General features: G+C 63.5%; 22 protein-coding genes and 3 pseudogenes. 15 read left to right on the plus strand and 10 right to left on the minus strand.

Annotation, left to right across the window (positions count from 1 at the left end):
* Positions 1-560 precede the first annotated feature (560 nt).
* Positions 561-932: a hypothetical protein gene (locus XH98_RS13575; RefSeq protein ID WP_271602204.1), complete on the minus strand. Its 372-nt coding sequence runs from the start codon at positions 930-932 to the stop codon at positions 561-563.
* 421 nt (positions 933-1353) lie between these two features.
* Positions 1354-1884: pseudogene (locus XH98_RS13580) on the minus strand (SphA family protein); the annotation flags it as partial.
* A gap of 23 nt (positions 1885-1907) precedes the next feature.
* Between XH98_RS13580 and XH98_RS13585 the strand changes: the two are divergent.
* The 4 genes from XH98_RS13585 to XH98_RS40885 all read left to right on the plus strand — a co-directional run bounded on the left by XH98_RS13585 (position 1908) and on the right by XH98_RS40885 (position 6190).
* The gene (locus XH98_RS13585) at positions 1908-3290 is read left to right on the plus strand and encodes a hypothetical protein (protein WP_442868577.1); all 1383 of its coding nucleotides are present in this window, start codon (positions 1908-1910) and stop codon (positions 3288-3290) included.
* Positions 3291-3409: 119 nt separating this feature from the next.
* Positions 3410-3637 carry a hypothetical protein gene (locus XH98_RS13590; RefSeq protein ID WP_271618881.1) on the plus strand — a complete coding sequence of 76 codons (228 nt, stop codon included), beginning with the start codon at positions 3410-3412 and terminating at the stop codon, positions 3635-3637.
* 207 nt (positions 3638-3844) lie between these two features.
* The gene (locus XH98_RS40880; protein WP_333931855.1) at positions 3845-4978 is read left to right on the plus strand and encodes a multiheme c-type cytochrome; all 1134 of its coding nucleotides are present in this window, start codon (positions 3845-3847) and stop codon (positions 4976-4978) included.
* Between the two features lie 99 nt (positions 4979-5077).
* Entirely contained in the window at positions 5078-6190 is a 1113-nt protein-coding gene (locus tag XH98_RS40885) for a tetratricopeptide repeat protein (RefSeq protein WP_333931856.1), read from the plus strand.
* 230 nt (positions 6191-6420) lie between these two features.
* Here the strand turns inward: XH98_RS40885 and frc are convergent, their stop codons facing one another.
* The 3 genes from frc to XH98_RS13610 form a co-directional block, all read right to left on the minus strand.
* Positions 6421-7698 (minus strand): formyl-CoA transferase, encoded by a 1278-nt coding sequence (gene frc, locus XH98_RS13600; protein ID WP_271618882.1) that lies wholly within the window; start codon positions 7696-7698, stop codon positions 6421-6423.
* A 60-nt stretch (positions 7699-7758) separates the two neighbouring features.
* Positions 7759-9492 (minus strand): oxalyl-CoA decarboxylase, encoded by a 1734-nt coding sequence (oxc, locus tag XH98_RS13605; RefSeq protein ID WP_271618883.1) that lies wholly within the window; start codon positions 9490-9492, stop codon positions 7759-7761.
* Positions 9493-9566: 74 nt separating this feature from the next.
* Positions 9567-10262: a GntR family transcriptional regulator gene (locus tag XH98_RS13610; protein ID WP_164933761.1), complete on the minus strand. Its 696-nt coding sequence runs from the start codon at positions 10260-10262 to the stop codon at positions 9567-9569.
* A 345-nt stretch (positions 10263-10607) separates the two neighbouring features.
* Here XH98_RS13610 and XH98_RS13615 point away from each other — a divergent pair, with 345 nt between their 5' ends.
* Positions 10608-12737: an acetate--CoA ligase family protein gene (locus tag XH98_RS13615; protein WP_271602195.1), complete on the plus strand. Its 2130-nt coding sequence runs from the start codon at positions 10608-10610 to the stop codon at positions 12735-12737.
* Between the two features lie 137 nt (positions 12738-12874).
* Positions 12875-13714: an IclR family transcriptional regulator gene (locus XH98_RS13620; RefSeq protein ID WP_271602194.1), complete on the plus strand. Its 840-nt coding sequence runs from the start codon at positions 12875-12877 to the stop codon at positions 13712-13714.
* 172 nt (positions 13715-13886) lie between these two features.
* Here XH98_RS13620 and XH98_RS13625 read toward each other — a convergent pair whose 3' ends face one another.
* A complete protein-coding gene (locus tag XH98_RS13625; RefSeq protein WP_271618884.1) occupies positions 13887-14123 on the minus strand; it encodes a hypothetical protein in 237 nt (78 codons plus the stop codon).
* 236 nt (positions 14124-14359) lie between these two features.
* On the opposite strand from XH98_RS13625, the gene XH98_RS13630 reads away from it, so the two are divergent.
* The 5 genes from XH98_RS13630 (at position 14360) to XH98_RS13650 (ending at position 20380) form a co-directional block, all read left to right on the plus strand.
* The gene (locus XH98_RS13630; RefSeq protein WP_271618885.1) at positions 14360-16162 is read left to right on the plus strand and encodes an adenine deaminase C-terminal domain-containing protein; all 1803 of its coding nucleotides are present in this window, start codon (positions 14360-14362) and stop codon (positions 16160-16162) included.
* 153 nt (positions 16163-16315) lie between these two features.
* On the plus strand, positions 16316-18100 hold the full coding sequence (gcl, locus tag XH98_RS13635; protein WP_271618886.1) for a glyoxylate carboligase: 1785 nt from the start codon (positions 16316-16318) through the stop codon (positions 18098-18100).
* A 12-nt stretch (positions 18101-18112) separates the two neighbouring features.
* Positions 18113-18898: a hydroxypyruvate isomerase gene (gene hyi / locus XH98_RS13640; protein WP_271618887.1), complete on the plus strand. Its 786-nt coding sequence runs from the start codon at positions 18113-18115 to the stop codon at positions 18896-18898.
* Positions 18899-18992: 94 nt separating this feature from the next.
* Positions 18993-19880, plus strand: a complete 888-nt coding sequence (locus XH98_RS13645) for a 2-hydroxy-3-oxopropionate reductase (RefSeq protein ID WP_271618888.1) — start codon at positions 18993-18995, stop codon at positions 19878-19880.
* 116 nt (positions 19881-19996) lie between these two features.
* The gene (locus XH98_RS13650; RefSeq protein ID WP_271618889.1) at positions 19997-20380 is read left to right on the plus strand and encodes a DUF1236 domain-containing protein; all 384 of its coding nucleotides are present in this window, start codon (positions 19997-19999) and stop codon (positions 20378-20380) included.
* Between the two features lie 74 nt (positions 20381-20454).
* Here XH98_RS13650 and XH98_RS13655 read toward each other — a convergent pair whose 3' ends face one another.
* Together XH98_RS13655 and XH98_RS13660 are read right to left on the minus strand one after the other, a co-directional pair.
* On the minus strand, positions 20455-21051 hold the full coding sequence (locus XH98_RS13655) for a thiamine pyrophosphate-dependent enzyme (RefSeq protein ID WP_271618890.1): 597 nt from the start codon (positions 21049-21051) through the stop codon (positions 20455-20457).
* A gap of 8 nt (positions 21052-21059) precedes the next feature.
* On the minus strand, positions 21060-21617 hold the full coding sequence (locus tag XH98_RS13660) for a thiamine pyrophosphate-binding protein (protein ID WP_271618891.1): 558 nt from the start codon (positions 21615-21617) through the stop codon (positions 21060-21062).
* A 252-nt stretch (positions 21618-21869) separates the two neighbouring features.
* On the opposite strand from XH98_RS13660, the gene XH98_RS13665 reads away from it, so the two are divergent.
* The 3 genes from XH98_RS13665 (at position 21870) to XH98_RS13675 (ending at position 23805) form a co-directional block, all read left to right on the plus strand.
* Positions 21870-22919, plus strand: coding sequence for a hydroxyacid dehydrogenase (locus XH98_RS13665; protein ID WP_271618892.1), 1050 nt, complete (start codon positions 21870-21872; stop codon positions 22917-22919).
* Between the two features lie 105 nt (positions 22920-23024).
* Positions 23025-23474 carry a flagellar basal body rod protein FlgC gene (locus XH98_RS13670; RefSeq protein WP_271618893.1) on the plus strand — a complete coding sequence of 150 codons (450 nt, stop codon included), beginning with the start codon at positions 23025-23027 and terminating at the stop codon, positions 23472-23474.
* A gap of 118 nt (positions 23475-23592) precedes the next feature.
* A complete protein-coding gene (locus XH98_RS13675) occupies positions 23593-23805 on the plus strand; it encodes a hypothetical protein (RefSeq protein ID WP_057742018.1) in 213 nt (70 codons plus the stop codon).
* Positions 23806-23808: 3 nt separating this feature from the next.
* Here the strand turns inward: XH98_RS13675 and XH98_RS13680 are convergent.
* Both XH98_RS13680 and XH98_RS13685 read right to left on the minus strand, forming a co-directional pair.
* Positions 23809-23940 (minus strand): annotated as a pseudogene (locus XH98_RS13680) (GNAT family N-acetyltransferase); the annotation flags it as partial.
* Positions 23941-24100: 160 nt separating this feature from the next.
* Positions 24101-24580: an Lrp/AsnC family transcriptional regulator gene (locus tag XH98_RS13685; RefSeq protein ID WP_057759127.1), complete on the minus strand. Its 480-nt coding sequence runs from the start codon at positions 24578-24580 to the stop codon at positions 24101-24103.
* Between the two features lie 136 nt (positions 24581-24716).
* Between XH98_RS13685 and XH98_RS13690 the strand changes: the two are divergent.
* Positions 24717-25133: pseudogene (locus XH98_RS13690) on the plus strand (alanine dehydrogenase); the annotation flags it as partial.

Consider the following 25133-nt stretch of genomic DNA (forward strand, 5'->3'; position numbering starts at 1 on the left):
TCGAACTACTAAGGCACCGCCAGACGAAAGAGGCGGCAACAGATATGTTCAGCCTACAACCGCCGCGCCACATCTCGACTCTACCCGACAGCTGAACTTGTCGGCCGGGTACCTGCTCAATCCGCCTCTAACGGTACGTCGCGTCGGCCCTAAGGACGGCCCGGTACCCGGTTGCGAGCACCAACTCAGCGATCTGGTCGGCGCCTGCGAAGCCAAGGTCGGACAAATGAGAATTCAGCACGCCAGCTTCGGGCGCGTTAGCAAGCCTCGGCTGATGATCCTGGAGACTTGATCGCATAAGCTGCGTGATTTTGCTGCCATAATGATTGACTCATAGATGTAGCTGTTAACCGCAACTAGACCTTTAGAACGCAGTCGCTCCAGTTCTGCGGCGTCGAGTACGCTGGTTGGCCATTGCATAACATCAGCAGCGGGCTTCGAGTGAACCTGAGCATTCAGAAATTGGCCGCGGTTTTGCGGCGGCAAAAGCAGCGCCGGGGCCGATCGACATCGCTTGCAGAATTGTAGTGTTACCTGGCGAAGCGGCCCGCCCGCGCCCACTATTGCTTGTTTCGGTTCTTGCTGGCCCCTCTGAGCGGCGGCGTCGATGCCAGCGCAGTTGCGGTCTCGGCCATTTGGATGCAGGTGAGCAAATCGACGTAGCTTTGGGTTCCTCCTGTTATGGCCTCACCTTCGCAGGCATCGCGGACAGCGGGCTTGGCCGACAACCACACCGTGCTGAGCTGCTGCTGCGCTGTCGTTTCATCGCGCATGCAATCGGTAAAGCTTTGCGCCAACGCCAGCCCCATCGACTTGTCCGTTTCGGACGTCGCCTTGCAAAGCGCTTCGACCTTCAGTTCGGGAACGCGATCAGAAGCCGGTATGACCATTGAACCCGCAAGCAGTGCAAGTGAGAGCAGGGCGCTGTTCATCTGTGTCTCCTTGCTAGAATTGCCCCGGCTGAGCCGGCGGTGGGGACCAATCGGACCTGAGATTGTTTGGATTGGCACGATCAAACAGATCCTGCCGCAACACGAAGCCGCGCCAGGCTGGAGAAACAGGGGACGGTGAACGCGAGACCTGAGCCTTTGCACCAGTTGGACGAACGTAATGGTCCGCTGCATGGGCTGGCGGAGCGAGCCCAATTTGAAAAGTCGCAAGCACGGCAACAAAGCGAGCGCTTATCATGGCTGTACTCGACGATCGAAAAGAAGGGATCGGATCGTTTGACAGTTGACAGTGCCCGCGCGCCGCCCGGACGCTGCAACCAATATGGGACAGGGAGCCACGGCATTTCGGGATCGACGTTGATTCAAATCAACCCAAACAACGCGCCTGACAATGCCGCGCCTGTCACTTCGTGATGATGTGCTCTGTCGGCGTCACAGCCGGGGGCGGCGCCGCAGGCGAGATGACAAAGGTCACCCAGGCATTCCAGCCCTCGGGCCGGTTTTCCGCGGCGAACTCCTTGTAAGCCTTCAGGTTCAGATAGCCCTGCATGTCGCCCACCGGGAAGATGAAGCCGACCTGCGGGCCTGCGGCCGCGACCTGCGAGCGGAAGCAACCGACGCGATCGCCGGAGCCGCTGTCGCAGCCGAGTTGCTTGTAGACGTAACCTACGAGACCGACCTGGACCTGCTTGGTCAGGAATTGTGAGGCGCCCCAATCGAAATGCATGTCGACGCCGCTCTGATACTGCGTGTCGGTGTTCTTGAAATTGTATGTGAGGCCGAGCACGCCGGACAGTTCATGCCCCGTCTGCGGATTGAAATAAGTATAGCCGCCGCCAGCGTCGATCGTCCCATGCCCGAGCCCGATATTGGCGAGGCGGGTCGACTGGTAAGCCCCGACCGGGATGTCGCCCATGACATAGGTCATGTAGTTGTACTGACAAGACCTACAGCCACATGTCGATCGGCTGGGCCTGGGCATTCGACACGCCATTCTCCTGGACCAAGCAGATCGTCTCGCATTTCGGCGGCACGCGGCAGGGCATGGCGGTATCCTGGCCGGCTGCCATCAAGGACAAGGGCGGCATCCGCGCCCAGTTCCATCACGTCATCGACATCGTGCCGACCATTCTTGAGGCCGCACAGATCAAGCAGCCGGACATCGTCGACGGCATCAAGCAAAGCCCGATCGAGGGCGTCAGCATGATGTACACGTTCGATGCCAAGAACGCGAATGCGGCAACGACACACACGACGCAGTATTTCGAGATGTTTGCTGATCGGGCAATCTACAATGACGGCTGGATCGCCAGCACAAAGGTCCTGCGGCCGCCGTGGGTGACGGTCGCGAAGCTGCCGAACCCGGGCGACTATCCCTGGGAGCTCTATGACCTGCGCAACGACTGGACGCAAGCCGAGGACGTTGCTGCCAAGAATCCGGACAAGCTGAAGGAGTTGCAGGCGCTGTTCTGGAAGGAGGCGGAAAAATATCAGGTGCTGCCGCTCGATTCGACGGTGGCGTCGCGCATGATTACTCCGCGTCCCAGTCTGAGCGCGGGCCGCACGAACTTTGCCTGGATCCGACCGATGACCGGCACGCCGAACGGCGACGCGCCGAGCCTGCTCAACGCCTCCTATAACTTCAAGGTCGACGTCGATATTCCAGATGGCGGCGCCGAGGGCATGCTCGTGACGCAGGGAGGGCGTTTCGGGGGCTATGGCTTCTATGTCCTCAAGAACAAGCCAGTCTTCACGTGGAACCTCGTCGACCTGAAGCGGGTGCGTTGGGAGGGACCTGATCTGACCCCCGGCAAGCACCTGATCGAGTTTGACTTCAAGTACGATGGTCTTGGCGCGGCCACGATGATGTTCGGCGATTATACCGGCATCGGCCAGGGCGGCACCGGCGCGCTGAAGGTCGACGGCAAGGCGGTGGCCACGGAGAAGATGGAGCAGACGCTGCCGTTCATCCTGCAATGGGATGAAGCGTTCGACATCGGCTCCGACACCGGCACGCCGGTGGACGACAACGACTATCAGACACCGTTTGCCTTCACCGGCAAGATCAACAAGCTCACGCTCGACATAGAGCGGCCGAAGCTGAGCCCGGACGACGTCAAGCGCCTGCAGCAGGCGGCCCGGGCGGCCGGTGACGGTCCGTCCGCCGACACCGGAAAGACGGCTTCGGCCGAACCACAGGTCGGAACCGTCGGCCTGAGCCTGGTAGACAAGATCCAGTTGCGGATCGACAAGCGCGAAGCCTGCCGCAAGCAGGCGGAAGCGAAGGACCTCGGCATGGTGGAGCGAGTCAAGTTCGTCCAGCAATGTGTCCAGCAGTGATGCGAGATGGGCGGGAAGCCAGCCGGCTTCCCGCCGGGTCCAGTGCAGAGGATGGCGGGATGAGGTTCTTGAAACGTAGTTGCTCGATGTGGCTATCGACCGTTGCACTGATTGCAGCTGTGGCGTTCGCCGGAGCGGCAGCGCAAGCCGCCGAAGAGACGGTGCAGGGGATGCTCGCCGCGCAAATCCGCATGCAGGGCTTCGCCTGCGACAAGGCGCTCGGCGCGGCGAAAGACGCGAAGCGTTCGCGGCCCGATCATGCGGTATGGATGCTCAGATGCAGCAATGCGAACTACCGGGTGAGCCGCGCGCCAGACATGGTTGCCAAGGTCGAGCCGCTTCGTTGACGAAGTCAGCAGTCCAGCATCGATTGGCGGAAACATGCAAAGCGTGATCGATCTGATGCCAGTCACGCCCTCGATTGACCAGCTTGGCCCGCGTTATCGCACGACAATGACCTTCACGTGTAAGCAACTGACGTTGAACGGGACCGGTGAGCGGACGTGGCAAGAGGCTCGCGAAGGAACCGCAGGCGTGACAAGGCTCGGGCACACATGCCAGAGCCAGTTCGATCCATACCGCAGCTTGCGCCGCAGGGCACGACGAAGCGGGTGGTCGTCGCTGCGAGCGTCCTGGCCTGCGTGATTGCTGTCGGACTGTTCTGGTACGAGACATCGAAGGCCCCGATCGAGCCTCCCTCGCATGCCAAGCTGGCGTTCGTCGGCAGCGAGTCCTGCGCCGGCTGTCATCAAGCCGAGACGAAGCTTTGGCAGAGCTCGCAGCACCGCCATGCCATGGATCACGCAACCGCGCAGACCGTGCGCGGCGACTTCAACGACGCGACCTTTGACTACGCCGGCACGCACTCGCGCTTCTTCAGCAGGGACAACAAATTCCTGGTCGAAACCGACGGACCTGACGGCAAGCTCGCGACTTTCGAGGTGAAATACGCTTTCGGCATCGATCCGCTGCAGCAATACCTGATCGAATTTCCCGATGGCCGCATCCAGGCCCTGTCCATCGCCTGGGATACGCGAACGAAAGAGCAGGGCGGACAGCGCTGGCTTCATCTCTATCCCGACAGCGCCATCACCCATAACGATCCCTTGCATTGGACGAAGTTGAACCAGAACTGGAATTTCATGTGCGCCGAGTGTCACTCGACCGGCGTACTCAAGGGCTACGATGCCGCCAAGGACACGTTTGCCACTACCTTCGCCGAGATCAGCGTCGGCTGCGAGGCGTGCCATGGTGCCGGCTCGCGTCACGTCGCCTGGGCGCGCGGAAAGCCGGCGTCGCGCGGCGTAGACGACGGCCTGCTGGTCCGTTTTGACGAGCGCACCGGCATCACGTGGTCAGCCTCCGCCGGGACGCCGACGCCGACACGGAGTGCGCCAGCAGCAGCGCTGCGCAAGGAGGTCGAGACCTGCGGGCGCTGCCATGCCCGCCGCGGACAGCTTTCGGAAGATTGGACGCCGGGACGGCCGCTCTCCGAGACGCATCGCGTGTCGTTGCTCGACCGCCAGCGTTTCCATGCCGACGGCCAGATGCGCGACGATGAGGAGACCTACAACTACGCCCCGTTCAAGCAGAGCAGGATGTTTGCCAAAGGCGTAACTTGCAGCGACTGCCACGATCCGCATAGCGCAGCGCTGAAGGCGCCCGGGGACGGCGCCTGTGCGCAGTGACATGCGCCGGACAAGTATCAGTCGCCCGCTCACCGGCATCATGCTGACGTCTCCCCGCCGCCGGGTTGCCCGTCCTGCCACATGCCGGAGCGTCGCTATATGGTCATCGACCATCGCCACGACCATGGCTTCCGCGTTCCGCGCCCTGATCTTTCCGTGCAGACGGGCGCACCGAATGCGTGCAACGACTGCCATCGTGACAGATCCGCGAATTGGGCCGCGCAACAGTTCGAAACTTGGCTTGGCCCTGGGCGGCGCGGCTATCAGACCTACGCGGGCGCATTTCACGCCGCTTGGCGCGAGGCGTCCGACGCGCAAGCGTTGCTGGCGGCGATCGCAGCATCGGACGACGTTGCCGGAATCGTCCGCGCCAGCGCGCTGGCCGAGCTTCCCGCGCCGATCTTAGATCTGACCCGGCGCGGACTTTCTGATTCTGATCCGCTCGTGAGGCTCGGCGCGCTCGATGGGCTAGAAGGAGCCCCGACCGATCAGCTCTGGTCGCTCGCCGCGTCGCAACTGACCGATCCCGTGCGTGGCGTGCGCATCCGCGCCGCCGAGCTTCTCGCCGCCGTGCCCGCTGCACGCCAGCCTGCGGCCGATCGCGACAAGTTCACACAGGCGGCTGCCGAATTCGTCGAGGCGCAGAAGCTGAACGCGGATCGGCCGGAGGCGCGCACGGCGCTCGGCAATTTCCTCGCCCGCCAGGCCGGCGCCGATCGGGCGGAAGCCGAATACCGCGCCGCACTCAAGCTCGATCCCTCGTTTGCGGCCGCGGCCATCAATCTGTCTGACCTGTATCGGCAGCTCGGACGCGACAGCGACGGCGAGCGGGTCCTGCGCGAGGCTCTATCTGTGTCGGCGCAGGAGGCATCTCTCCACCACGCGCTCGGTCTGACGCTGGTGCGCCAGAAGCGCAACGAAGCAGCAATCGAAGAGCTGCAGCAGGCTGCGGCGCTGGACCCGGGCCAGCCGCGCTACGCCTACGTGTATGCAATCGGGCTGCATTCGGCCGGCCGGCACGATGATGCGCTTGCGGTCCTGAAGGAAGGTCTGCGCGGGCATCCCGACAATCTGGAACTGCTGTCAGCCGCACTGAATTTCAGCCGTGAGAAAGGGGACGCCGTTGCCGCTCTGGAGTATGCCGAGCACCTTGGGCGCCTCTTGCCTGGCGACACGCGCATGGCCGACGTTATCAGGGAGCTGAAGCGATAGGGCAGGGCATCAGGAAGAAACGTCTCGATGATAGCCTTTTACCGCTGTTTTGCCCGACGAGTCAAGAAAATTCGCTAAATACGAAATTTGCTCTTGGCCCGGCGAGGTTGGCTACTGTGCATGGGGTTGTTTTTGGTCTTTGGCGTGTGCTCGCAGCCGCACGGTCTTGCTGATGCAAAAAGGGCCGCCCCGAAGGGCGGCCCTTTCGTTTTGACGCAATGTGGTGCCGCTTACTCGGCGGCCTGCTTCTGCGGCGGGTCGAGCGCGCCCGATTTGTGGATCTCGGCGACCTGGTGATCGGAGAAGCCGAGCACCGCGCGCAGGATCTCGTCGGTATGCTCGCCGAGCAGCGGCGAGCGGGTGACGTCGCTCGGGCTATCCGACAGCTTGATCGGGTTGCCGACCGAGAGGTACTTGCCGCGGGTCGGGTGATCGACCTCGACCACGGTGCCGGTCGCGCGCAGCGACTGGTCCTCGGCGAGCTCCTTCATCGACAGGATCGGGCCGCAGGGGATGTCGTCCTTGTTGAGGATCTCCATCGCCTCGAACTTGGTCTTGGTCATCGTCCATTGTTCGATGCGAGCAAAGATCTCGTTGAGGCGCGGCAGGCGGGCCGCCGGCTTGGCGTAGTTCGGATCGGTCTTCCAGCTGGGCTCGCCGATCACGTCGCAGATCTTCTCCCAGACCGGGGCCTGGGTGATGAAGTAGATGTAGGCGTTGGGATCGGTCTCCCAGCCCTTGCACTTCAGGATGCGGCCGGGCTGGCCGCCGCCGGAATCGTTGCCCGCGCGCGGCACGGCATCGCCGAACGGAATGCCTTCGCCGTACTGGCTGTATTCCTTCAGGGGGCCGTGGGCGAGGCGCTGCTGGTCGCGCAGCTTGACGCGGGCGAGGTTGAGCACGCCGTCCTGCATCGCCGCGGTGACGCGCTGGCCCTTGCCGGTGTGGGTGCGCTGATAGAGCGCGGTGACGATGCCGAGCGCGAGGTGCAGGCCGGTGCCGGAATCGCCGATCTGCGCGCCGGTGACGAGCGGAAGCCCGTCGCGGAAGCCGGTGGTGGAGGCGGCGCCGCCGGTGCACTGCGCCACGTTCTCATAGACCTTGCAGTCTTCGTACGGTCCGGGGCCGAAGCCCTTGATCGACGCGACGATCATCTTCGGGTTGATCGCCTGGATCTTCTCCCAGGGGAAGCCCATGCGGTCGAGCACGCCGGGGCCGAAATTCTCGACCAGCACGTCGCACTTCTTGATCAGCTCGGTGAGGACTTCCTTGCCCTTGGGGTTCTTGGTGTCGAGCGTGATCGAACGCTTGTTGTGGTTGAGCATGGTGAAATACAGGCTGTCCACGTTCGGGATGTCCTGCAACTGGCCGCGGGTGATGTCACCCACGCCGGGGCGCTCCACCTTGATCACGTCGGCGCCGAACCATGCCAGCAGCTGCGTGCAGGTCGGTCCGGACTGGACATGGGTGAAGTCGAGAATGCGAACGCCCTCGAGCGCTTTGGTCATCTTGTATGCTCCGTACTCTGTCTGCCCCTGCACCCGCAGGGAATAAGGGTTGAGGGGGGACTACTTCTTCTTCTGCAGAACGCTCTGCGGATTGAGGTTGCCGATGCGGCCGCTTTCCGAGCCCGCGGCCGGATCGATCACGGCGTTGATCAGCGTCGGCTTGCGGGATGCCATGGCTTCATTCACAGCGCGCTTCAGTTCATCCGGCGAGGTCGCGTTCACGCCGACGCCGCCAAAGGCCTCCATCATCTTGTCGTAGCGCGCACCCTTGACGAACACGGTGGTCGCGGGATCGGAGTTGGCGCCGTTGACGTCGGTGCCGCGATAGATGCCGTCATTGTTGAAGATGACGACGCAGATCGGCAGGTTGTAGCGGCAGATGGTCTCGACCTCCATGCCGGAGAAGCCGAACGCCGAGTCGCCTTCCACTGCCAGCACGGGGTGGCCGGTCTCGAGCGCAGCCGCGATCGCCTGGCCCATGCCGATGCCCATCACGCCCCAGGTGCCGACGTCGAGACGCTTGCGCGGGCGGTACATGTCGATGACGCCGCGGGCGAGGTCGAGCGTGTTGGCGCCTTCGTTGACGAGGATCGCTTCGGGATGATCCTTGATCACATTCTTCAGCACGCCGAGCGCGCCGTGATAGTCCATCGGCGATTTATTGTTCATCAGCTTCGGCGCCATCTTGGCGACGTTCTCTTCACGCTTGGACGACACCGCCTTGGTCCATTCGGCCGGCGGGGTGGTCCAGGACGAGCCCATCGCCTGGTTGAAGGCGGAGACCACCGAGCCGATGTCGCCGACCACGGGCGCGACGATCTCGACGTTGGAGTCCATCTCCTTCGGCTCGATATCGACCTGGATGAACTTCTTCGGCTGATCACCCCAGCTCTTGCCCTTGCCATGCGAGAGCAGCCAGTTCAGCCGCGCGCCGATCAGCATGACGACGTCGGAGTCCTTCAGCACGGTCGAGCGCGCAGCGCCGGCGCATTGCGGGTGCGTATCGGGGAGCAGGCCCTTGGCCATGCTCATCGGCAGGAACGGCACGCCGCTCTTCTCGACGAAGCTCTTGATCTCCTCGTCGGCCTGCGCGTAGGCCGCGCCCTTGCCGAGAATGATGAGCGGACGCTTGGCGCTCTTGAGCACGTCGAGCGCGCGCTTCACCGACGCGGGTGAGGGGATCTGCGCGGGCGCAGCGTCAATCACCTTGACCAGCGACTTCTGGCCGGCCTCGGCGTTCATCACCTGGCCGAACAGCTTTGCCGGCAGGTCGAGATAGACGCCGCCCGGACGGCCCGAGACGGCGGCGCGGATGGCGCGGGCAAAGCCGATGCCGATGTCCTGGGCGTGCAGCACGCGATAGGCCGCCTTGCACAGCGGCTTTGCGATCGCGAGCTGGTCCATCTCTTCGTAGTCGCCCTGCTGCAGATCGACGATCTCGCGCTCGGAGGAGCCCGAGACCAGGATCATCGGATAGCAGTTGGTGGTGGCGTGGGCGAGCGCGGTGAGACCATTCAGGAAGCCCGGGGCGGACACCGTGAGGCAGACGCCGGGCTTCTTGGTGAGATAGCCGGCGATGCCGGCGGCGTAGCCGGCGTTCTGCTCGTGGCGGAAGGAGATCACACGAATGCCGGCGGCCTGCGCCATGCGGCCCAAATCCGTGATCGGGATGCCCGGCACATTATAGATGGTGTTGATGCCGTTCAGCTTGAGCGCGTCGATGACGAGATGGAAGCCATCCGTCAGTTCCTGCTCGGTGCCCGGTGCTTCGGACTTGGTCGCGGTGTTCAGCATGGGCCTTGTCTCCCTGATCTCAAGGTAGTGGGGCGAATGGTTCGCCCTTCTGGTGAATGTCGCTAGGTGAACAGTTAAGTAAACAGTTCTTGGCCGTGCGCTTCGACGTAAGCGGCAAGGCCAAGGGTGTGGTCACGCGCGCGCTTCTCGGCGAGCTCGGTGTCGCGCGCTTCCAGCGCCTCGATCATGCCGAGATGCTCGGGCAGGGAGGTCGCGGTGCGGTCCTTGCGGCCGATCGTCAGCTGGCGATAGCCGCGCACGTGCAGCAAGAGGTCGTTGGTGAGATCGACCAGGACGGGGGACTCCGACAGCGAGATCAGCGCCTGGTGGAAGGCGATGTTCGCCTTCGAATATTCCTCGACGTGATCCTCGGGCAGGCGGTCCTTGCCGAAATCCTTGAAGTAGTCGCGCAGCGCCGTGATGTCCTTCTTGCGCGCGGTGGTGGTGATCAGGCGCGCCGCCATGCTCTCAAGCGCCGCCCAGGCGCGGATCATGTCGACGATCTCGCTCTTGGTCCGGCGTACCACCATGATGCCGCGGCGCGGCACGGTCTTCACGAAACCATCCTGCTCGAGCATCGCGATCGCTTCGCGGATGGGCGTGCGGCTGACGCCCAGCCGTTCGGACAGCGCGCGCTCGTCCAGCATGACAGGCTCGGGCGTCGAATAGATGTCCATCTTGAGGATGGCTTCCTTCAAGGCGTCATACGCCTTGTTCTTGAAGCTACTCTCCGGGGCAATACGAACGATTGCGATGTCTGCCTCGGCCATGTTCGGCAACGCCTTGGTTGGTTTCCGCAGTGACACGACGATTCTCCTCCAGTGGGAGTCGTCTTTTACAGGAATATTTGCCGGAAAGTTTTTGGCATACCACATGCCAGAATGTCAAGCTGCCTATTTTTTGCGGCGTTATCGACCGTGCTCTGGCTTGACAAGTTGGCTCCTGGCATACCAAATGCCATCGTTAGCCATTTTTGATCCAAGCTGGCGGAGTCATCAAGGCCTTTCAGCCCTCCGTTCCGCTAGGTGGAACAGGGCGCGGAGATGGCAAGTATCACGGGCAGCCGCATCACGCGCGCTTTGCAAAGCAAGAACTGAAGGTCAAGGGAGAAGCTCATGTCGAATTCCAAAGACGTCGTCCGCAAGGTCCTTGACCAGGTCAAGGCCGACAAACGCACCAGCCTGACAGCGCCGGAAGGCAAGGTGGTCTGCGATGCCTACGGCATTCCCGTGCCGAAAGAGGGCGTGGCGAAGTCGGCCGGCGAGGCCGGCAAAATGGCGTCGTCGATGGGCTTCCCGGTGGTGATGAAGATCGTCTCCCCGGACATTCTCCACAAGACCGAAGCGGGCGGTGTCATCGTCGGCGTCAAGACGGCTGAAGATGCCGAGAAGGCCTACGAGACCATTCTCGGCAACGCCAAAAAGTATAAAGCCGACGCCAAGATCGAGGGCATCCAGGTGCAGCAGATGCTGGCCGGTGGCACCGAAGTGATCGTCGGCTCGATCACCGACGGCTCGTTCGGCAAGCTGGTCGCCTTCGGTCTCGGCGGTGTGCTGGTCGAGGTGTTGAAGGACATCACCTTCCGCCTCGCGCCCGCGACCAGGGAAGACGCGCTGTCGATGCTCGACGGCATCCAGGCGCATGAAATTCTGAAGGGCGTGCGCGGCGGCGAGCCGGTGAACCGCACCGCTCTGGCCGATGTCATCGTCAAGGTTTCGCAGCTCGTCACCGATTTCCCTGAAATCGTCGAGCTCGACCTCAACCCTGTGTTCGCCACCGCCAAGGACGCGATTGCGGCGGACGTGCGTATCGTCGTCGACTTCGCCTACAAACCCAAGCCGAAGCCGCGTCCGACCGAAGAGATCGTCGCAGCCATGAACCGCATCATGCAGCCGAAGGCGGTCGCCGTGATCGGCGCCTCGGCCGAGGACGGCAAGATCGGCAACTCCGTGATGAAGAACCTCATCAACGGTGGCTACAAGGGCGAGATCATTCCGATCCATCCCAAGGCAGCCGAGATCCTCGGCTACAAGGCGTACAAGAGCGTCAAAGACGTGTCCGGCGTGATCGACGTCGCGGTGTTCGCGATTCCCGCGAAGTTCGTCGCCGGTGCGCTCACCGAATGCGGCGAGAAGAAGATTCCCGGTGCGGTGCTGATTCCGTCAGGCTTTGCCGAGGCCGGCGCGCCGGAGCTGCAGGCCGAGATCGTCGAGGTCGGCAAGAAGTACGACATCCGCCTGATGGGACCGAACATCTACGGCTTCTATTATACGCCCGCCAATCTCTGTGCGACCTTCTGCACCGCCTACGACGTCAAGGGCCACGCGGCGCTGTCGTCGCAGTCGGGCGGCATCGGCATGGCCATCATCGGCTTCTCGCGCTCGGCCAAGATGGGCGTCTCCGCGATCGTCGGCCTTGGCAACAAGTCTGATATCGATGAGGACGATCTGCTCGCTTTCTTCGAGCAGGATCCGAATACGAATCTGATCGCGCAGCACTGCGAGGACCTCAAGGACGGTCGCGCCTTCGCGGAAGCCGCCAAGCGGGTCTCCAAGAAGAAGCCGGTCGTTGTGCTCAAGGCCGGCCGCACCTCGGCCGGCGCGAAGGCGGCCTCGTCGCACACCGGCGCGCTCGCCGGTAACGACAAGATCTACGAGGACGTGCTGGCACAATCGGGCGTGATCCGCGCCCGCAGCCTGCGGCAGCTGCTCGAATTCGCCCGCGGCGTGCCGGTGCTGCCGACGCCTAAGGGCGAGAACGTGCTGATCATCACCGGTGCCGGGGGCTCGGGCGTGCTGCTGTCGGACTCATGTGTCGACAACGGCCTGTCACTGATGTCGATGCCGCCGGATCTCGATGCGGCCTTCCGCAAGTTCATCCCGCCGTTCGGCGCGGCTGGTAACCCTGTGGATATCACCGGTGGCGAGCCGCCGATCACCTACGTCAACACGGTGAAGCTCGGTCTGTCGGACGAGCGTATCCACTCACTGATCCTCGGCTATTGGCACACCATCGTCACCCCGCCGATGGTGTTCGCCCGCAATATGGTCGAGGTGAAGAAGGAGATGGAGGCCAAGGGCTTTGTGAAGCCAATCGTGGCCTCACTGGCCGGCGACGTCGAAGTCGAGGAAGCCGCCGAATATCTCTACCAGAACGGCATCCCGGCCTATGCCTACTCGACCGAGCTGCCGGTCGAGGTGTTAGGTGCCAAGTACAAATGGGCGCGCGGGGCAGGGCTGCTCTGAGCCTAATCTCTCCGGTCATCCCGGGGCGGCGCGAAGCGTCGAACTATGGTGCGCACTTGTGCGCTTGAGGATCTCGAGATTCCGGGTTCGCGCTTTCGCGCGCCCCCGAATGACGCCAGCCACAGCGGCAGGTCGCGATGGGCAAGAACGTGATCCGGCGCAAATCGCCTGAGACACGATCGGCTGCGGAGGCCGATCGTGACGGCGGCGTGCAGTCTGTCGACCGCGCGCTGTCGATCCTCGAGACGCTGGCCGAGGACGACGAAGGTTATCGCCTCAGCGATCTCGCCGTTCGCACCGGCCTGTCGGCCTCGACCGTGCACCGCCTGCTGGCGACGCTGGAAAGCCGCCGCTTCGTGCAGTTCGACCGCGCCGAATCCAAATGGCATGTTGGCGTCCGCAGCTTCACCGTCGGGGCGAGCTTCGCGCGGCGGCGCAATTTCACCGCGCAGGCGATTCCTTATTTGCGCAAACTGCGCGATCTCACCCGCGAGACCGCCAATCTCGCCGTTGTCGATGACGAGTTCATCATCGTGCTGACCCGCATGGAGAGCCGCGAGATCATGCGCTCGCTGACCAAGGTCGGCGGCCGCGTCGCGATGGTGACATCGGGGGTCGGCAAGGCCGTGCTCGCGACCTATTCCGACGAGGATGTGGGCGCGGTCATCCGCCATCACGGCATGCCGAGACTCACGGAAAAATCCATCGTGCGGCCCAGCGACCTTTTTAGAGAACTCGCGACGGTTCGCAAGCAGGGCTTTGCAATCGACGACGAGGAGGCTCAGATGGGCCTGCGCTGCGTCGCCGCCGTGGTCTACAACGCGCTGGCCGAGCCGCTTGCGGCAATCTCGGTGTCCGGGATGACCAGCCGCATCACCGATGAGCGATTGCCGGAGGTTGGCCGCATGGTCCGCGAGGTAGCGGCGGAACTAACGGCCGCACTCGGCGGCGTCGCGCCGGAGCCGAAGGCGTCCTAGTCGAGTACTGATCACGTAGACATACAGGACAAACGTCGTGATCGAGGCGCAGGCCAGCGCGAAGCCGCCCCCGATTGAGAGTCGTTCGAGCTGAAACGTCTTAACGCCGCTCACCTCGTCACGCACGAGCTCGCGCGAGACGCCCTGCGTTGGCCGCTGACAAGGACGCGTGTCAGCCAAAGGCCGTCACTATCAGGGACGGGCGCGCGCGAGATCTCGAGCACAGGCGGGCCATCCAGTACATATGATCGGCCGTGCTGAACTGCCACACGTCATCCCGCGGCGCGTTGACGAGGACGTTGAATTCCAGGTTCAGCCGGTTGCGCGCCCGCAGCGTGTCGAAAAGGCCCTGTAACGCATAAAAGGCGATCCGCAACATCTCGATGGGAAGGGCGAGGAGTCTGAGCATGGCCTGAGTTGATCGCGGCGGCGCGGGCGAAGTTCATTTCGGGCTGTAACGGATGAGGGAAGGGCGGCCGTAGCGGCGCCGTGCTATGCTTCCGCGGCCATCGATGGGCTGTGCCGGCCACGTGCCAGCGGCCGGTCCTGCCCAATGCGTAAGCAGAAGTGCCGTTTTAATTGAGTTGCCCCTCCTGCATGAGGGCGCAACCATTGCCGGACGAACCACGTCCGCCGGGAGCTCCGATGACCAAACTGACCCGCTTTGCCGTCGCGCCACTGCATTCGATGACGCGACGTCTCGCCGATGTCGCCTCTGCGCGGCTCGCACCCGACCTCGTCATCTCAGGTGCAAGGGTACTCTCGACCTATTCGGAGCGGATCCATCCGGGACGCGAGGTCTGGATCACGGGCGGCCGCATCGCCGCGGTGAAACCGGCCGGAACGGCGAAGAAGATGTGGAGCCACGTGCCGCTGTATGACGCCGCGGGCGGGATCATCGCGCCGGGGCTGGTCGATCCGCATATTCACATCGAATCTTCAATGGTGACGGCCTGCGCCTACGCCGAGGCCGCGCTGCTCAACGGGACCACCACGATCTTCTGCGACAGCCACGAGATCGGCAACGTCATGGACGTCGCCGGCGTCGAGGCGATGCTGGAGGACGCCCGTGAGGCGCCGCTTTCGATCTTTCTGACGGTGCCGAGCACGGTGCCGGCAACCTCGGCGGAACTGGAGACCGCCGGCGGCGACCTCACGCCCGACAAGATCGCCGGTCTGTTCGACCGCTGGCCTGAAGCCGTCGCGCTCGGCGAAAAGATGGATTTCGTGCCAGTGACCATGGGCGACGAGCGCAGCCACGCGATCCTCGCGGCAGCCCTGAAGCGCGGGCGACCCGTGTCCGGGCATATCTACGGCCGTGAATTCGTCGCGGCCTATGCGGCTTCCGGCGTCACCGACACGCATGAAGCGATCGACCGCGACATCGCCGACGATCTGCTCGATGCAGGCGTCTGGATTTTCCTGCGCGGCGGCCCGCCGACGACGCCCTGGCATTCGCTGCCGCAGGCGATCCGGACGATCACCGAACTCGGGGCCTCGCACAAGCGCACCGCAGTCTGCACCGACGACCGCGATGCCGATGATCTCCTGCTCTTTGGCCTCGACTGGGTGGTGCGCGAAGCCGTGAAGGCGGGGATGTCGCCGGAACAGGCCTGGTCGATGGGTTCGCTGCACGGCGCCACCCGCTTTGGCATGGAGGGGGATATCGGCGGGCTCGGCGGCGGCCGCCGCGCCGATCTCGTGCTGATGGACGACAATCTCAAGCCGCAATCGACCTGGTATGGCGGCGAGCTCGTGGTGGAGAACCGCAAGATCACGCCGCGCCTCGATCAGGCGCTGTCGCAGCGCTATCAATATCCGAAGGCGGCATACGCGACCGTGAAGCTGCCGGAGAAGATCAAGCTGACGCCGGAGCTACCGACAAAGGCCTGCACCGTCAACGCCATCAAGACCGCGCTGCCCGGCATTACGCTGATCCACGAGAAGGTCGCGATCGAGCCGGCCAAGGATTGGCCGTCGCTGTTCGCGCGGTATGACCTGTGCTTCGTCACTGTCGTGGAGCGTCATGGCAAGTCGGCCGGCAACGTCGCTTACGGCCTGCTAAAGGATTTTGGCCTGAAGCGCGGCGCGGTTGCCTCCAGCGTGGGCCACGACAGCCACAACATCATCGTCGCTGGCACCAACGAGCGCGACATGCAGGTCGCGATCGCTGCGATCAAGGAGCAGCAGGGCGGCGTCTGCGTCGTCGCCGACGGCAAGGTGAGGGCGCTGGTGCCGCTGCCCATCGCGGGGCTGCTCTCGGACAAGCGCGTCATCGAAGTGGCCGAAGAGGTCAAAGTGCTGAAGAAGGAATGGGCCGAGGCCGGCTGCACCATCCCCTACATGGGATTCAATCTGATTCCGCTATCGGTCATTCCGGAAATTCGCATCACCGACAAGGGCCTCGTGCTGGTGCCGCAGATGGAGCTGGCGCCGTTGTTCGAATGACCAGCTTTCACGCATTTCTCGATCTAACCAATTGAGACCGCCGCGTTTTTCCAGCGGCTGCCGCATCGTGGAAAATAAAATCGATCTCGTTGAGATGTGCATCTGCGCACCTGATGATCTCGCTCGCTGACTTAAACTTGAGCGAGGTCCGATATGGCGAAGATGCGAGCCGTCGATGCAGCCGTGCGTATCCTGGAGAAGGAAGGCATCTCGACCGCCTTCGGCGTTCCTGGGGCGGCGATCAATCCGCTTTACTCGGCGCTGAAGAAGCGTGGCTCGATCCGCCACATCCTGGCGCGCCATGTCGAGGGTGCCTCGCACATGGCCGAAGGCTATACACGGGCCAAGGCCGGCAATATCGGCGTCTGCATCGGCACCTCGGGGCCGGCCGGCACCGACATGATCACCGGCCTCTATTCGGCGATCGCCGATTCCATTCCGATCCTCTGTATCACCGGCCAGGCGCCGCGGGCGCGGCTCTACAAGGAAGACTTTCAGGCTGTCGACATCGAGTCGATCGCAAAGCCGGTGACGAAATGGGCGGTGACCGTGCGCGAGCCGGCGCTGGTGCCGCGCGTCTTCAGCCAGGCGTTTCATGTGATGCGTTCGGGCCGGCCGGGGCCGGTCCTGATCGACATGCCGCTCGACGTGCAACTCGCCGAGATCGAGTTCGACGACGAGACCTATGAACCGCTGCCGGTCTACAAGCCCACCGCCACGCGCAAGCAGGTAGAGAAGGCACTGGAGATGCTCAACGCCGCCGAGCGTCCGCTGATCGTTGCCGGCGGCGGCATCATCAATGCCGACGCCTCCGACCTGCTGGTCGAATTCGCCGAGATCGCCAATGTGCCTGTGGTACCGACGCTGATGGGATGGGGCACGATCCCCGACGATCACGTGCTGATGGCCGGCATGGTCGGTCTCCAGACCAGCCATCGCTATGGCAACGCCACGCTGCTGGAGTCCGATTTCGTGCTCGGCATTGGCAATCGCTGGGCCAACAGGCACACCGGCTCGGTCGAGACCTACACCAAGGGGCGCAAATTCGTTCACGTGGATATCGAGCCGACGCAGATCGGGCGCGTGTTCAACCCCGATCTCGGCATCGTGTCGGACGCGAAGGCCGCGCTCGAACTCTTCGTTGCCGTCGCCCGGGAGTGGCGACGTTCCGGCAGGCTCCGCGAGCGCCAGGCGTGGCCCGCGTCCTGCCGCGACCGCAAGAAGACCATGCTGCGCAAGAGCCATTTCGACAACGTTCCGATCAAGCCGCAGCGCGTCTATCAGGAGATGAACAAGGCGTTCGGCCGCGACACCACCTATGTCACGGTGATCGGCCTGTCGCAGATCGCCGGCGCGCAGTTTTTGGGCGTCTACAAGCCGCGTAACTGGATCAATGCCGGGCAGGCTGGTCCGCTGGGCTGGACCTTGCCGGCAGCGCTCGGCGTGCGTGCGGCGTGCCCGGATCGCGACATCGTCGCGCTGTCCGGCGACTACGACTTCCAGTTCCTGATCGAGGAGCTCGCGGTCGGAGCGCAGTTCAATCTGCCCTACATCCATGTCGTCGTGAACAATTCCTATCTTGGCCTGATCCGCCAGGCCCAGCGTGGCTTCGAGATGGATTATCACGTCCAGCTCTCCTTCGAGAACATCAACGCGCCGGAGATCGGCGTCTACGGCGTCGATCATGTCGCGGTGGCCGAAGGCCTCGGCTGCAAGGCGATCCGCGTCACCGATCCCAAGGACACGCAGGCCGCGTTCGCGACCGCACGCGAATTGATGGCGAAGCACCGCGTACCCGTGGTGGTGGAGTTCATCCTCGAACGCGTCACCAACATTGCGATGGGCACCGAGATCGACAACATCGTCGAGTTCGAGGAGGTGCTGGATCTGCCGCTCGACGAGGTCGGGACCACGCGCGAGCTGCAGCCGGCGGAATAGGGGGACAGCATCATGCCGAAATTCGCCGCCAACCTCACCATGCTCTTCAATGAGATGCCGTTCATCGACCGCTTTGCCGCGGCGAAGGCCGCAGGCTTTGTCGGGGTCGAGTATCTCTTTCCCTACGATTTCGACAAGGCGCAGCTCCGCGAACAGCTTGAGGCCCACGGGCTGACCCAGGTGCTGCACAATCTCCCCGCCGGCGACTGGACCGCCGGCGAGCGCGGCATCGCGATCATGCCCGATCGCACCGCCGAATTCCGCGACGGCGTGTTTCGCGCCATCGATTATGCCAAGGCGCTCGATTGCGAGCAGCTCAATTGCCTCGTCGGCATCGCATCTGCGGACGCCGATCCGCGCGAGCTTCAGGAGACGTTGGTCGGCAATTTGCGCTTTGCGGCTTCGACGCTGGCGCGGGAGAACATCAAGCTGCTGGTCGAGCCGATCAACACGCTCGACATTCCCGGCTTCTTCCTCAATGGCACGGAGCAGGCGCTACGGCTGATCTCCGAGGTGCGGTCGAACAACCTGTTTGTGCAATACGATATCTATCACATGCAGATCATGGAGGGTGATCTCGCCCGCACCATGCAGGAATACCTTCCGCAGATCGCCCACATCCAGCTCGCCGACAATCCCGGCCGGCACGAGCCCGGTACCGGCGAGATCAACTATCCCTTCCTGTTCCGCCATCTCGACGCGATCGGTTATCGTGGCTGGATCGGCTGCGAATACAAGCCGCGCACCACGACACTGGAAGGCCTGTCCTGGCACGCCGCGCAGACATTTGAGACGTGAGACGCAGCCACAGCGGCGGTGCGCTCCCTCTCCGCTTGCGGGAGAGGTGAGCGAGCGCGCGGATCGACTTACCTAATCGAGAGGAAACGAGACCATGATCGACATCGGATTCATCGGACTTGGCACTATGGGACGGCCGATGGCCGGCCATCTCGTTGCTGCGGGCCATCGAGTATTCCTGCATGACATTGCGCCCGTCGCGCCCGAGTTGATTGCCGCAGGCGGCATCGCCTGCAAATCGGCAAAGGAGGTGGCGGAGGAGGCCGATGCCGTCATCATCATGGTGCCGGATACGCCGCACGTCGAGGCGGTGCTGTTCGGCAAGGACGGCGTTGCGGGCGGCCTCTCCAAGGGCCAGATCGTGGTCGACATGAGTTCGGTCTCGCCGCTGGCGACGAAGGAGTTCGCGAAGAAGGTCGAGGCGCTCGGTGCGGACTACCTCGATGCGCCGGTGTCCGGCGGGGAAGTCGGCGCCAAGGCGGCGAGCCTCACCATCATGGTCGGCGGGCCGGAGCGGGCCTTTGGCACCATGAAGCCGATTTTCGACAAGATGGGCAAGAACGTCACGCATGTCGGCGCCAATGGCGACGGCCAGACGACCAAGGTCGCCAACCAGATCATTGTGGCACTGACGATCGAGGCGGTGAGTGAAGCGCTGCTGTTCGCCTCCAAGGCCGGCGCCGATCCTGCGCTGGTGCGCAAGGCGCTGATGGGCGGCTTCGCCTCGTCGCGGATTCTCGAAGTGCATGGCGAGCGCATGGTGAAGCGCAATTTCGATCCCGGCTTCCGCATCGAGCTGCACCAGAAGGATCTCAACCTTGCGCTCGAAGGCGCGCGCGCTCTCGGCCTGGCGCTGCCGAGCACGGCGGTGGCGCAGCAATTGTTTTCGTCCTGCACCGCGCATGGCGGCAAAGGCTGGGATCATTCGGCCATGGTGCGGGCGCTGGAACTGATGGCGGGTCACGAGATCGCCGCAGCCTGAATTGTTACGCGGTAACACTCGCCGATGTCGATGTGGGTTTCGTCACGCGGGAACCGGAACAAATGCTCCGGCCTCGCGGTTGATGGCGCACAACAATCATTGGGAGATATCAGGACATGAAGACCCGTCTTGCGATTACGTTGGCTGCCGCGTCGCTGCTGGCGTCGAGCGCAGCCTTTGCTCAGTCGACGACCGCCGAGGGCGCCGCGAACGGCGCGCGTGCGGGCGGCGAAATCGGCGGCCCGGTAGGTGCGATGGTCGGTGGCACTGTCGGTGCGGCTGTTGGCGCCGGACTGGAGATTCCGAACGCTGTGCTGGGCGGTATCCCGCGTGACGATTCCGTCGTGGTGCGCGAGCGCGTTGTGGTCGGCGAGCCGCTGCCCGACACCGTGGTGCTGCGGCCGGTGCCGAACTATACCCAGTATCGTTATGCGGTCGTGAACGATCGCCGTGTGATCGTCGAACCGCGCACGCGCCGCGTCGTCAAGATCATCGACTGATCGCGCGACAACGCGACCGGAAACATGGCCCCGCGGAGTGATGCTCCGTGGGGCTTTGTGGTCGGTGACGAGGTTCAGAGCGGCTCGCGCACGCCGAGGCCATGCATGAAGCGCTCGCGGATCTGCACAGGATCGCGGCGGGTGGTGCCGACGCCTGGCTTGTCGTCGATGCGCAGCGCGATCAGGCTGGGCTCGTCAGCCGACATCGCCTGATCGACCAGCCGCTCGAAATCCTCTTCGTCCGCGGCCCAGGCGCTGTTGGTGAGGCCCGAGCCCAGTGCGATTGCAACGAGATCGGCGACGCCCGCGGCGGGCGTCGGCTGCGCACCGGTGATCTGGTAGATGCCGTTGTCCATCACGATCATGGTCAGGTTCTTCGGCTTCAAGGCCGCGATCGTCGAGAGCGCGCCGAGCTGCATCAGCAGTGAGCCGTCGCCTTCCAGCGCGAAGACGCGTCGATCGGGCTGCGCCAGTGCCACGCCGAGTGCGATCGGGAAGGCGAGCCCCATGCTGCCCAGCATGTAAAAGTTCTGCGGGCGGTGGCCGGCGGCCCAGAGGTCGAAATTGGTATTGCCGATCCCGCCGATCACCGCTTCCTCATGCTTGAGTTTCGCGATCAGGCGCGACGTCACATCGAAGCGATTCATGATCTTGGTATTGCCAGTGTTCATGACGGCGCTCACTTGTCGAAGACCTTGCCGCCCGTGAGCAGCGGGTTGAGGATCAGCGCCACCGGCGCCTGTGTCGTGACCGCCTGCTTGATCGAGCGGTCGACGATGAATTCCAGCTCGTCCAGCCGGATGATGGTGTGGTGCTCGATTGCAAGCGAATCCAGCACCGGGCGCATGGTGCGGCAGACCAGCGACTGGCCGTAGTTGAATTCGCCAAGCGTGCCGCGCTCGGAGACGAACATGATCAGCGGGATCTGGTAGGGCACCGCGAGCGAGGCGAGGGTGTTTGCCAGCGTTGCAAAGCCCGAGGTCTGCATCAGCACCGCGCCGCGCCGTCCGCCCATCCAGGCGCCCGAGACGATGCCGACGGCCTCTTCCTCGCGGGCGGTGGCAAAGGTCGTAAAGAAACCATCGGCGTGCAGATTCTTGATCAGCGGCGTCAGCACCCGGTCGGGCACGTAGGGAATGAGACTGATTTCATTCCGCTTCAGGGTTTGCAGGACGATGCCATGCCAGCTCTTGTCGCCGGATGCCTGCGTCGAATTATGCTGCTCCGCAATCGCCATTGCGTTCTCCCTCGCGCCGCACATGCTTCTTCCTTGGCCGTCTTCTTTGGCCGTCCTGGCGTTTGCCGAACTTGACGGAGCGGACGGGATTGTCAACATGTCCGGGCCGGCACCGTGATCTGCGCCAGACGGGCTGCCGTGGCCGGCACCGCCGTGCCATAAGCGGGATAATGAGAAACGGGAGGAACGCTAGGAACGGACGCGTATTGCGCTGACCTTGCGAGCCTCCGCGACAGAGCCGGAAGGGTCCTGATGTCGGTCAACAGCAAGCGCGTCTTCTACGTCAAATACCTGGCCAACCCTGTTTACATCGACATCCTGAAGGCGCGGTCCGACGTACGGCTCGACCGCATCGAGAACGAAAGCCCGGAGGATTTTTACGCGCCGATCCTGAGCGCGGCGCATGTCTATCAGGTCGGTGCCGCGCGCGACGAGTTGGCGCCTCACTTCCATGTCGACGCCGCCTTCCTGAAGCGCACACCAAACCTGCTCCTGGTCTCCAGCAACGGCGCGGGCTTCGACCCCGTCGATGTCGAGGCCTGCACGGATGCAGGCGTGCTGGTCGTCAATCAGTCCGGCGGCAACGCGCATTCGGTGGCCGAGCACGCGCTGGCGATGATGTTGACCCTGTCCAAGCGTATCATCCAGTCAGATCGCCGGCTGCGCCGCGAGGCCAATGTCAATCGTAACGAGCTCGTCGGCAACGAGGTCGAGCACAAGACCGTCGGCATCATCGGTCTCGGCAATGTCGGCCGCCGCATCGCCGCGCTCTGCAAGGGCCTGCTCGGCATGAAGGTGCTGGCTTACGATCCCTATCTCACCAAAGAGGTGATGGCCGAGCGGGGTGGCGAGAAGGTCGAGCTTGACGAACTGCTGCGCCGAGCCGATTTCGTTTCGATCTCCTGCCCGCTCAACAAGGGCAGCCGCAACATGATCAGCGTGCGCGAATTCGGCCTGATGCAGCCGCACGCCTATTTCATCACCACCGCACGCGGCTTCATCCACGACGAGGATGCGCTGCTCCAGGCGCTGCGCGACAGGCGCATCGCCGGTGCCGGTCTCGACGTCTGGTCCAAGGAACCGCCGCCGCCGGAGCATCCGTTGCTGCAGTTCGACAACGTGCTGGCAAGCCCGCATACGGCGGGTGTGACGATCGAAGCGCGCCGGAACATGGGCCGCATCGCAGCCGAGCAGGTGCTGGAGACGCTCGATGGCAAGCGGCCGCCGCGCATCATCAATCCCGAGGTCTGGCCCGTCTATGCCGAGCGCTTCAGGCAGGCCTTTGGCGTGACGCCGGGGTAGGGGCGAAGCGCTCTCTGCGCTGATTACGCGGATGAAAACAGAACGCAACGGATTTTACGGATTGCGTCAGTGAACGCGTATGACTTGTCCTGTAGATCAGGGCCCATGAGCATCTCTTCGATTGCGACGTCAGGACTTTCTGCGGCGAGTTTGCGAGCGAACGTGGCCGCCAGCAACATCGCCAATGTTCGAACGACGGGTCCGCTGCCCGCGTCAAGCGGATCGGGCGCACCGGCCGGTGCGGGCAGTTCGGGCATTGCTCCCACGTTTCCGGCGGCCTATGTGCCGCTACGCGTCCATCAGGTCGACCAATCGAGCGGCTCGACGCCGGGCGGTACGGTTGCGACCGTGTCGACGGTGTCGCCGAGCTATATCGCGCAGTCCGACCCGAGCGCTCCCTTCGCAAACCAGGATGGCCTGGTCGCTGCGCCTAATGTCGATCTCGCTGACCAATTCGTTCAGCTGGCGACCGCAAAATACAGCTTCATGGCCAATGCCAAGGTCATTCAGGCCTATTCCGAGACGGAAAAGTCCCTGCTCGACATCACCGCCTGATTGCTGACGGACTGTATCGGTGGCGGGAACCGCCGCCTTGCCTTGATCCGCGTCAAAATCTCCCTCCCCCAACCGGCTTAAATGGGATTAGAGTGCCGGCGGCGCAGCAGGAGGTCCCATGTCAACTTATGTCGTCAGGTTCATGAAGGACGTGCTCGGGGAGTACGGCCGGCAGAGCGAAGTTTGTCAGGGTACGCTCGAGATCGACGCTATCGACGAGATCGAGGCCACGGAGCGAGCGAAGGCAAAATTCTGCAAGGACCAGGCGTTGCATCACTGGTCGTTGCATGCCGATCGCATCCAGGTCAGACCGTCCGATTTTCCGTCGTGAGGGCTAGCGGCCCGGCGCTGTGACCGGCGGGGGAGCCGTCGTCCCCGCACCGAGCGAACGTTGCACCATGACGGTGTCGGAGCAGCGGCCGTGGCGATAGGCGACGCCGCAGAGCAGGCCAGCGCGCGCGATCCCCGACGCCTTCGAGGTCGCCGGCGTCGAACACAGGTGCGGCGAACAGGAAGTTGAAACGCTTGAAATAGTCCATGGCATGTCCCGAATGTGCGGAGCCAGACAGGTCTCTGCACATTCGATGACAGTCCTATGACAGTTGGCGGCAATCGAGCACCGTGATCTACCGCTTCGTCTCGCCGAACACCACGGTCGGCACTGCGCGGTTGACGACCTCGCGCAACGCAAAACTCGATTGCACCCGCGCCACGCGCGGCAGTCGCGACAGCTCGGTGCGGTGGATGCGCTCGAAATCCTGGATGTCACGTGCGAGCACGATCAGGATGTAATCGTCGGTGCCTGACATCAGGAAGCAGCGCACGACGGAAGGACACTTCACCACCTCCGCCTCGAAGGCCTTCAGGGCCTCGTCGCTCTGGCTCTCAAGCGCAATGCGCACCAGCACCGTCGTGGTGAGGCCGAACTGGGCGAGGTCGAGCGCGGCCTGGTAGGCCTGGATGTAACCGTCATCCTCCAGCGCCTTCTGCCGCCGCGCCAGCGCTGTGCTTGACAGGCCGACCTTGTTGGCGAGCTCGGTATGGCTGGCGCGCGCATTGGTCGTGAGTTCCGCGAGAATCGCGAGGTCTTTGCGGTCGAGGGCCAAGGTTTCGTTTCCGGCGTGAAAGGGCGTTTCCGCGACCGAAACCGGCGCGGGAAGGTCAAAGCTAGCGGATATTTGCACGAAACCAAACCGCCTGCGCCGCTACGATCTCAGCAGGAATCAAATGGAGACCAGCAGGATGCGTGTCGGTGTACCCAAGGAAATCAAGGTCCAGGAATATCGCGTCGGGCTCACCCCGGGCGCCGTCCGCGAATATGTCGCAGCCGGCCACCAGGTGACGGTCGAGACCGGCGCTGGCAACGGCATCGGCGCGTCCGATGAGGTGTACCAGCGGGCAGGGGCCTCCATTGCGGCGAGTGCAAGCGACATCTTCGCCAAGTCCGAGATGATCGTGAAGGTGAAGGAGCCGCAGAAGGGCGAATGGGCCCAGCTCCGCGAAGGCCAGATCCTGTTCACTTATCTCCACCTTGCGCCGGATCCGGAGCAAGCCAAGGGCCTGCTCGCTTCCGGCTGCACAGCGATCGCCTATGAAACCGTCACCGACGCGGCCGGCCACCTCCCCCTGCTCGCGCCGATGAGCGAAGTCGCCGGCCGC

It is taken from the genome of Bradyrhizobium sp. CCBAU 51745, from assembly GCF_028128715.1.
In the GTDB taxonomy this organism is placed as follows: domain Bacteria; phylum Pseudomonadota; class Alphaproteobacteria; order Rhizobiales; family Xanthobacteraceae; genus Bradyrhizobium; species Bradyrhizobium manausense.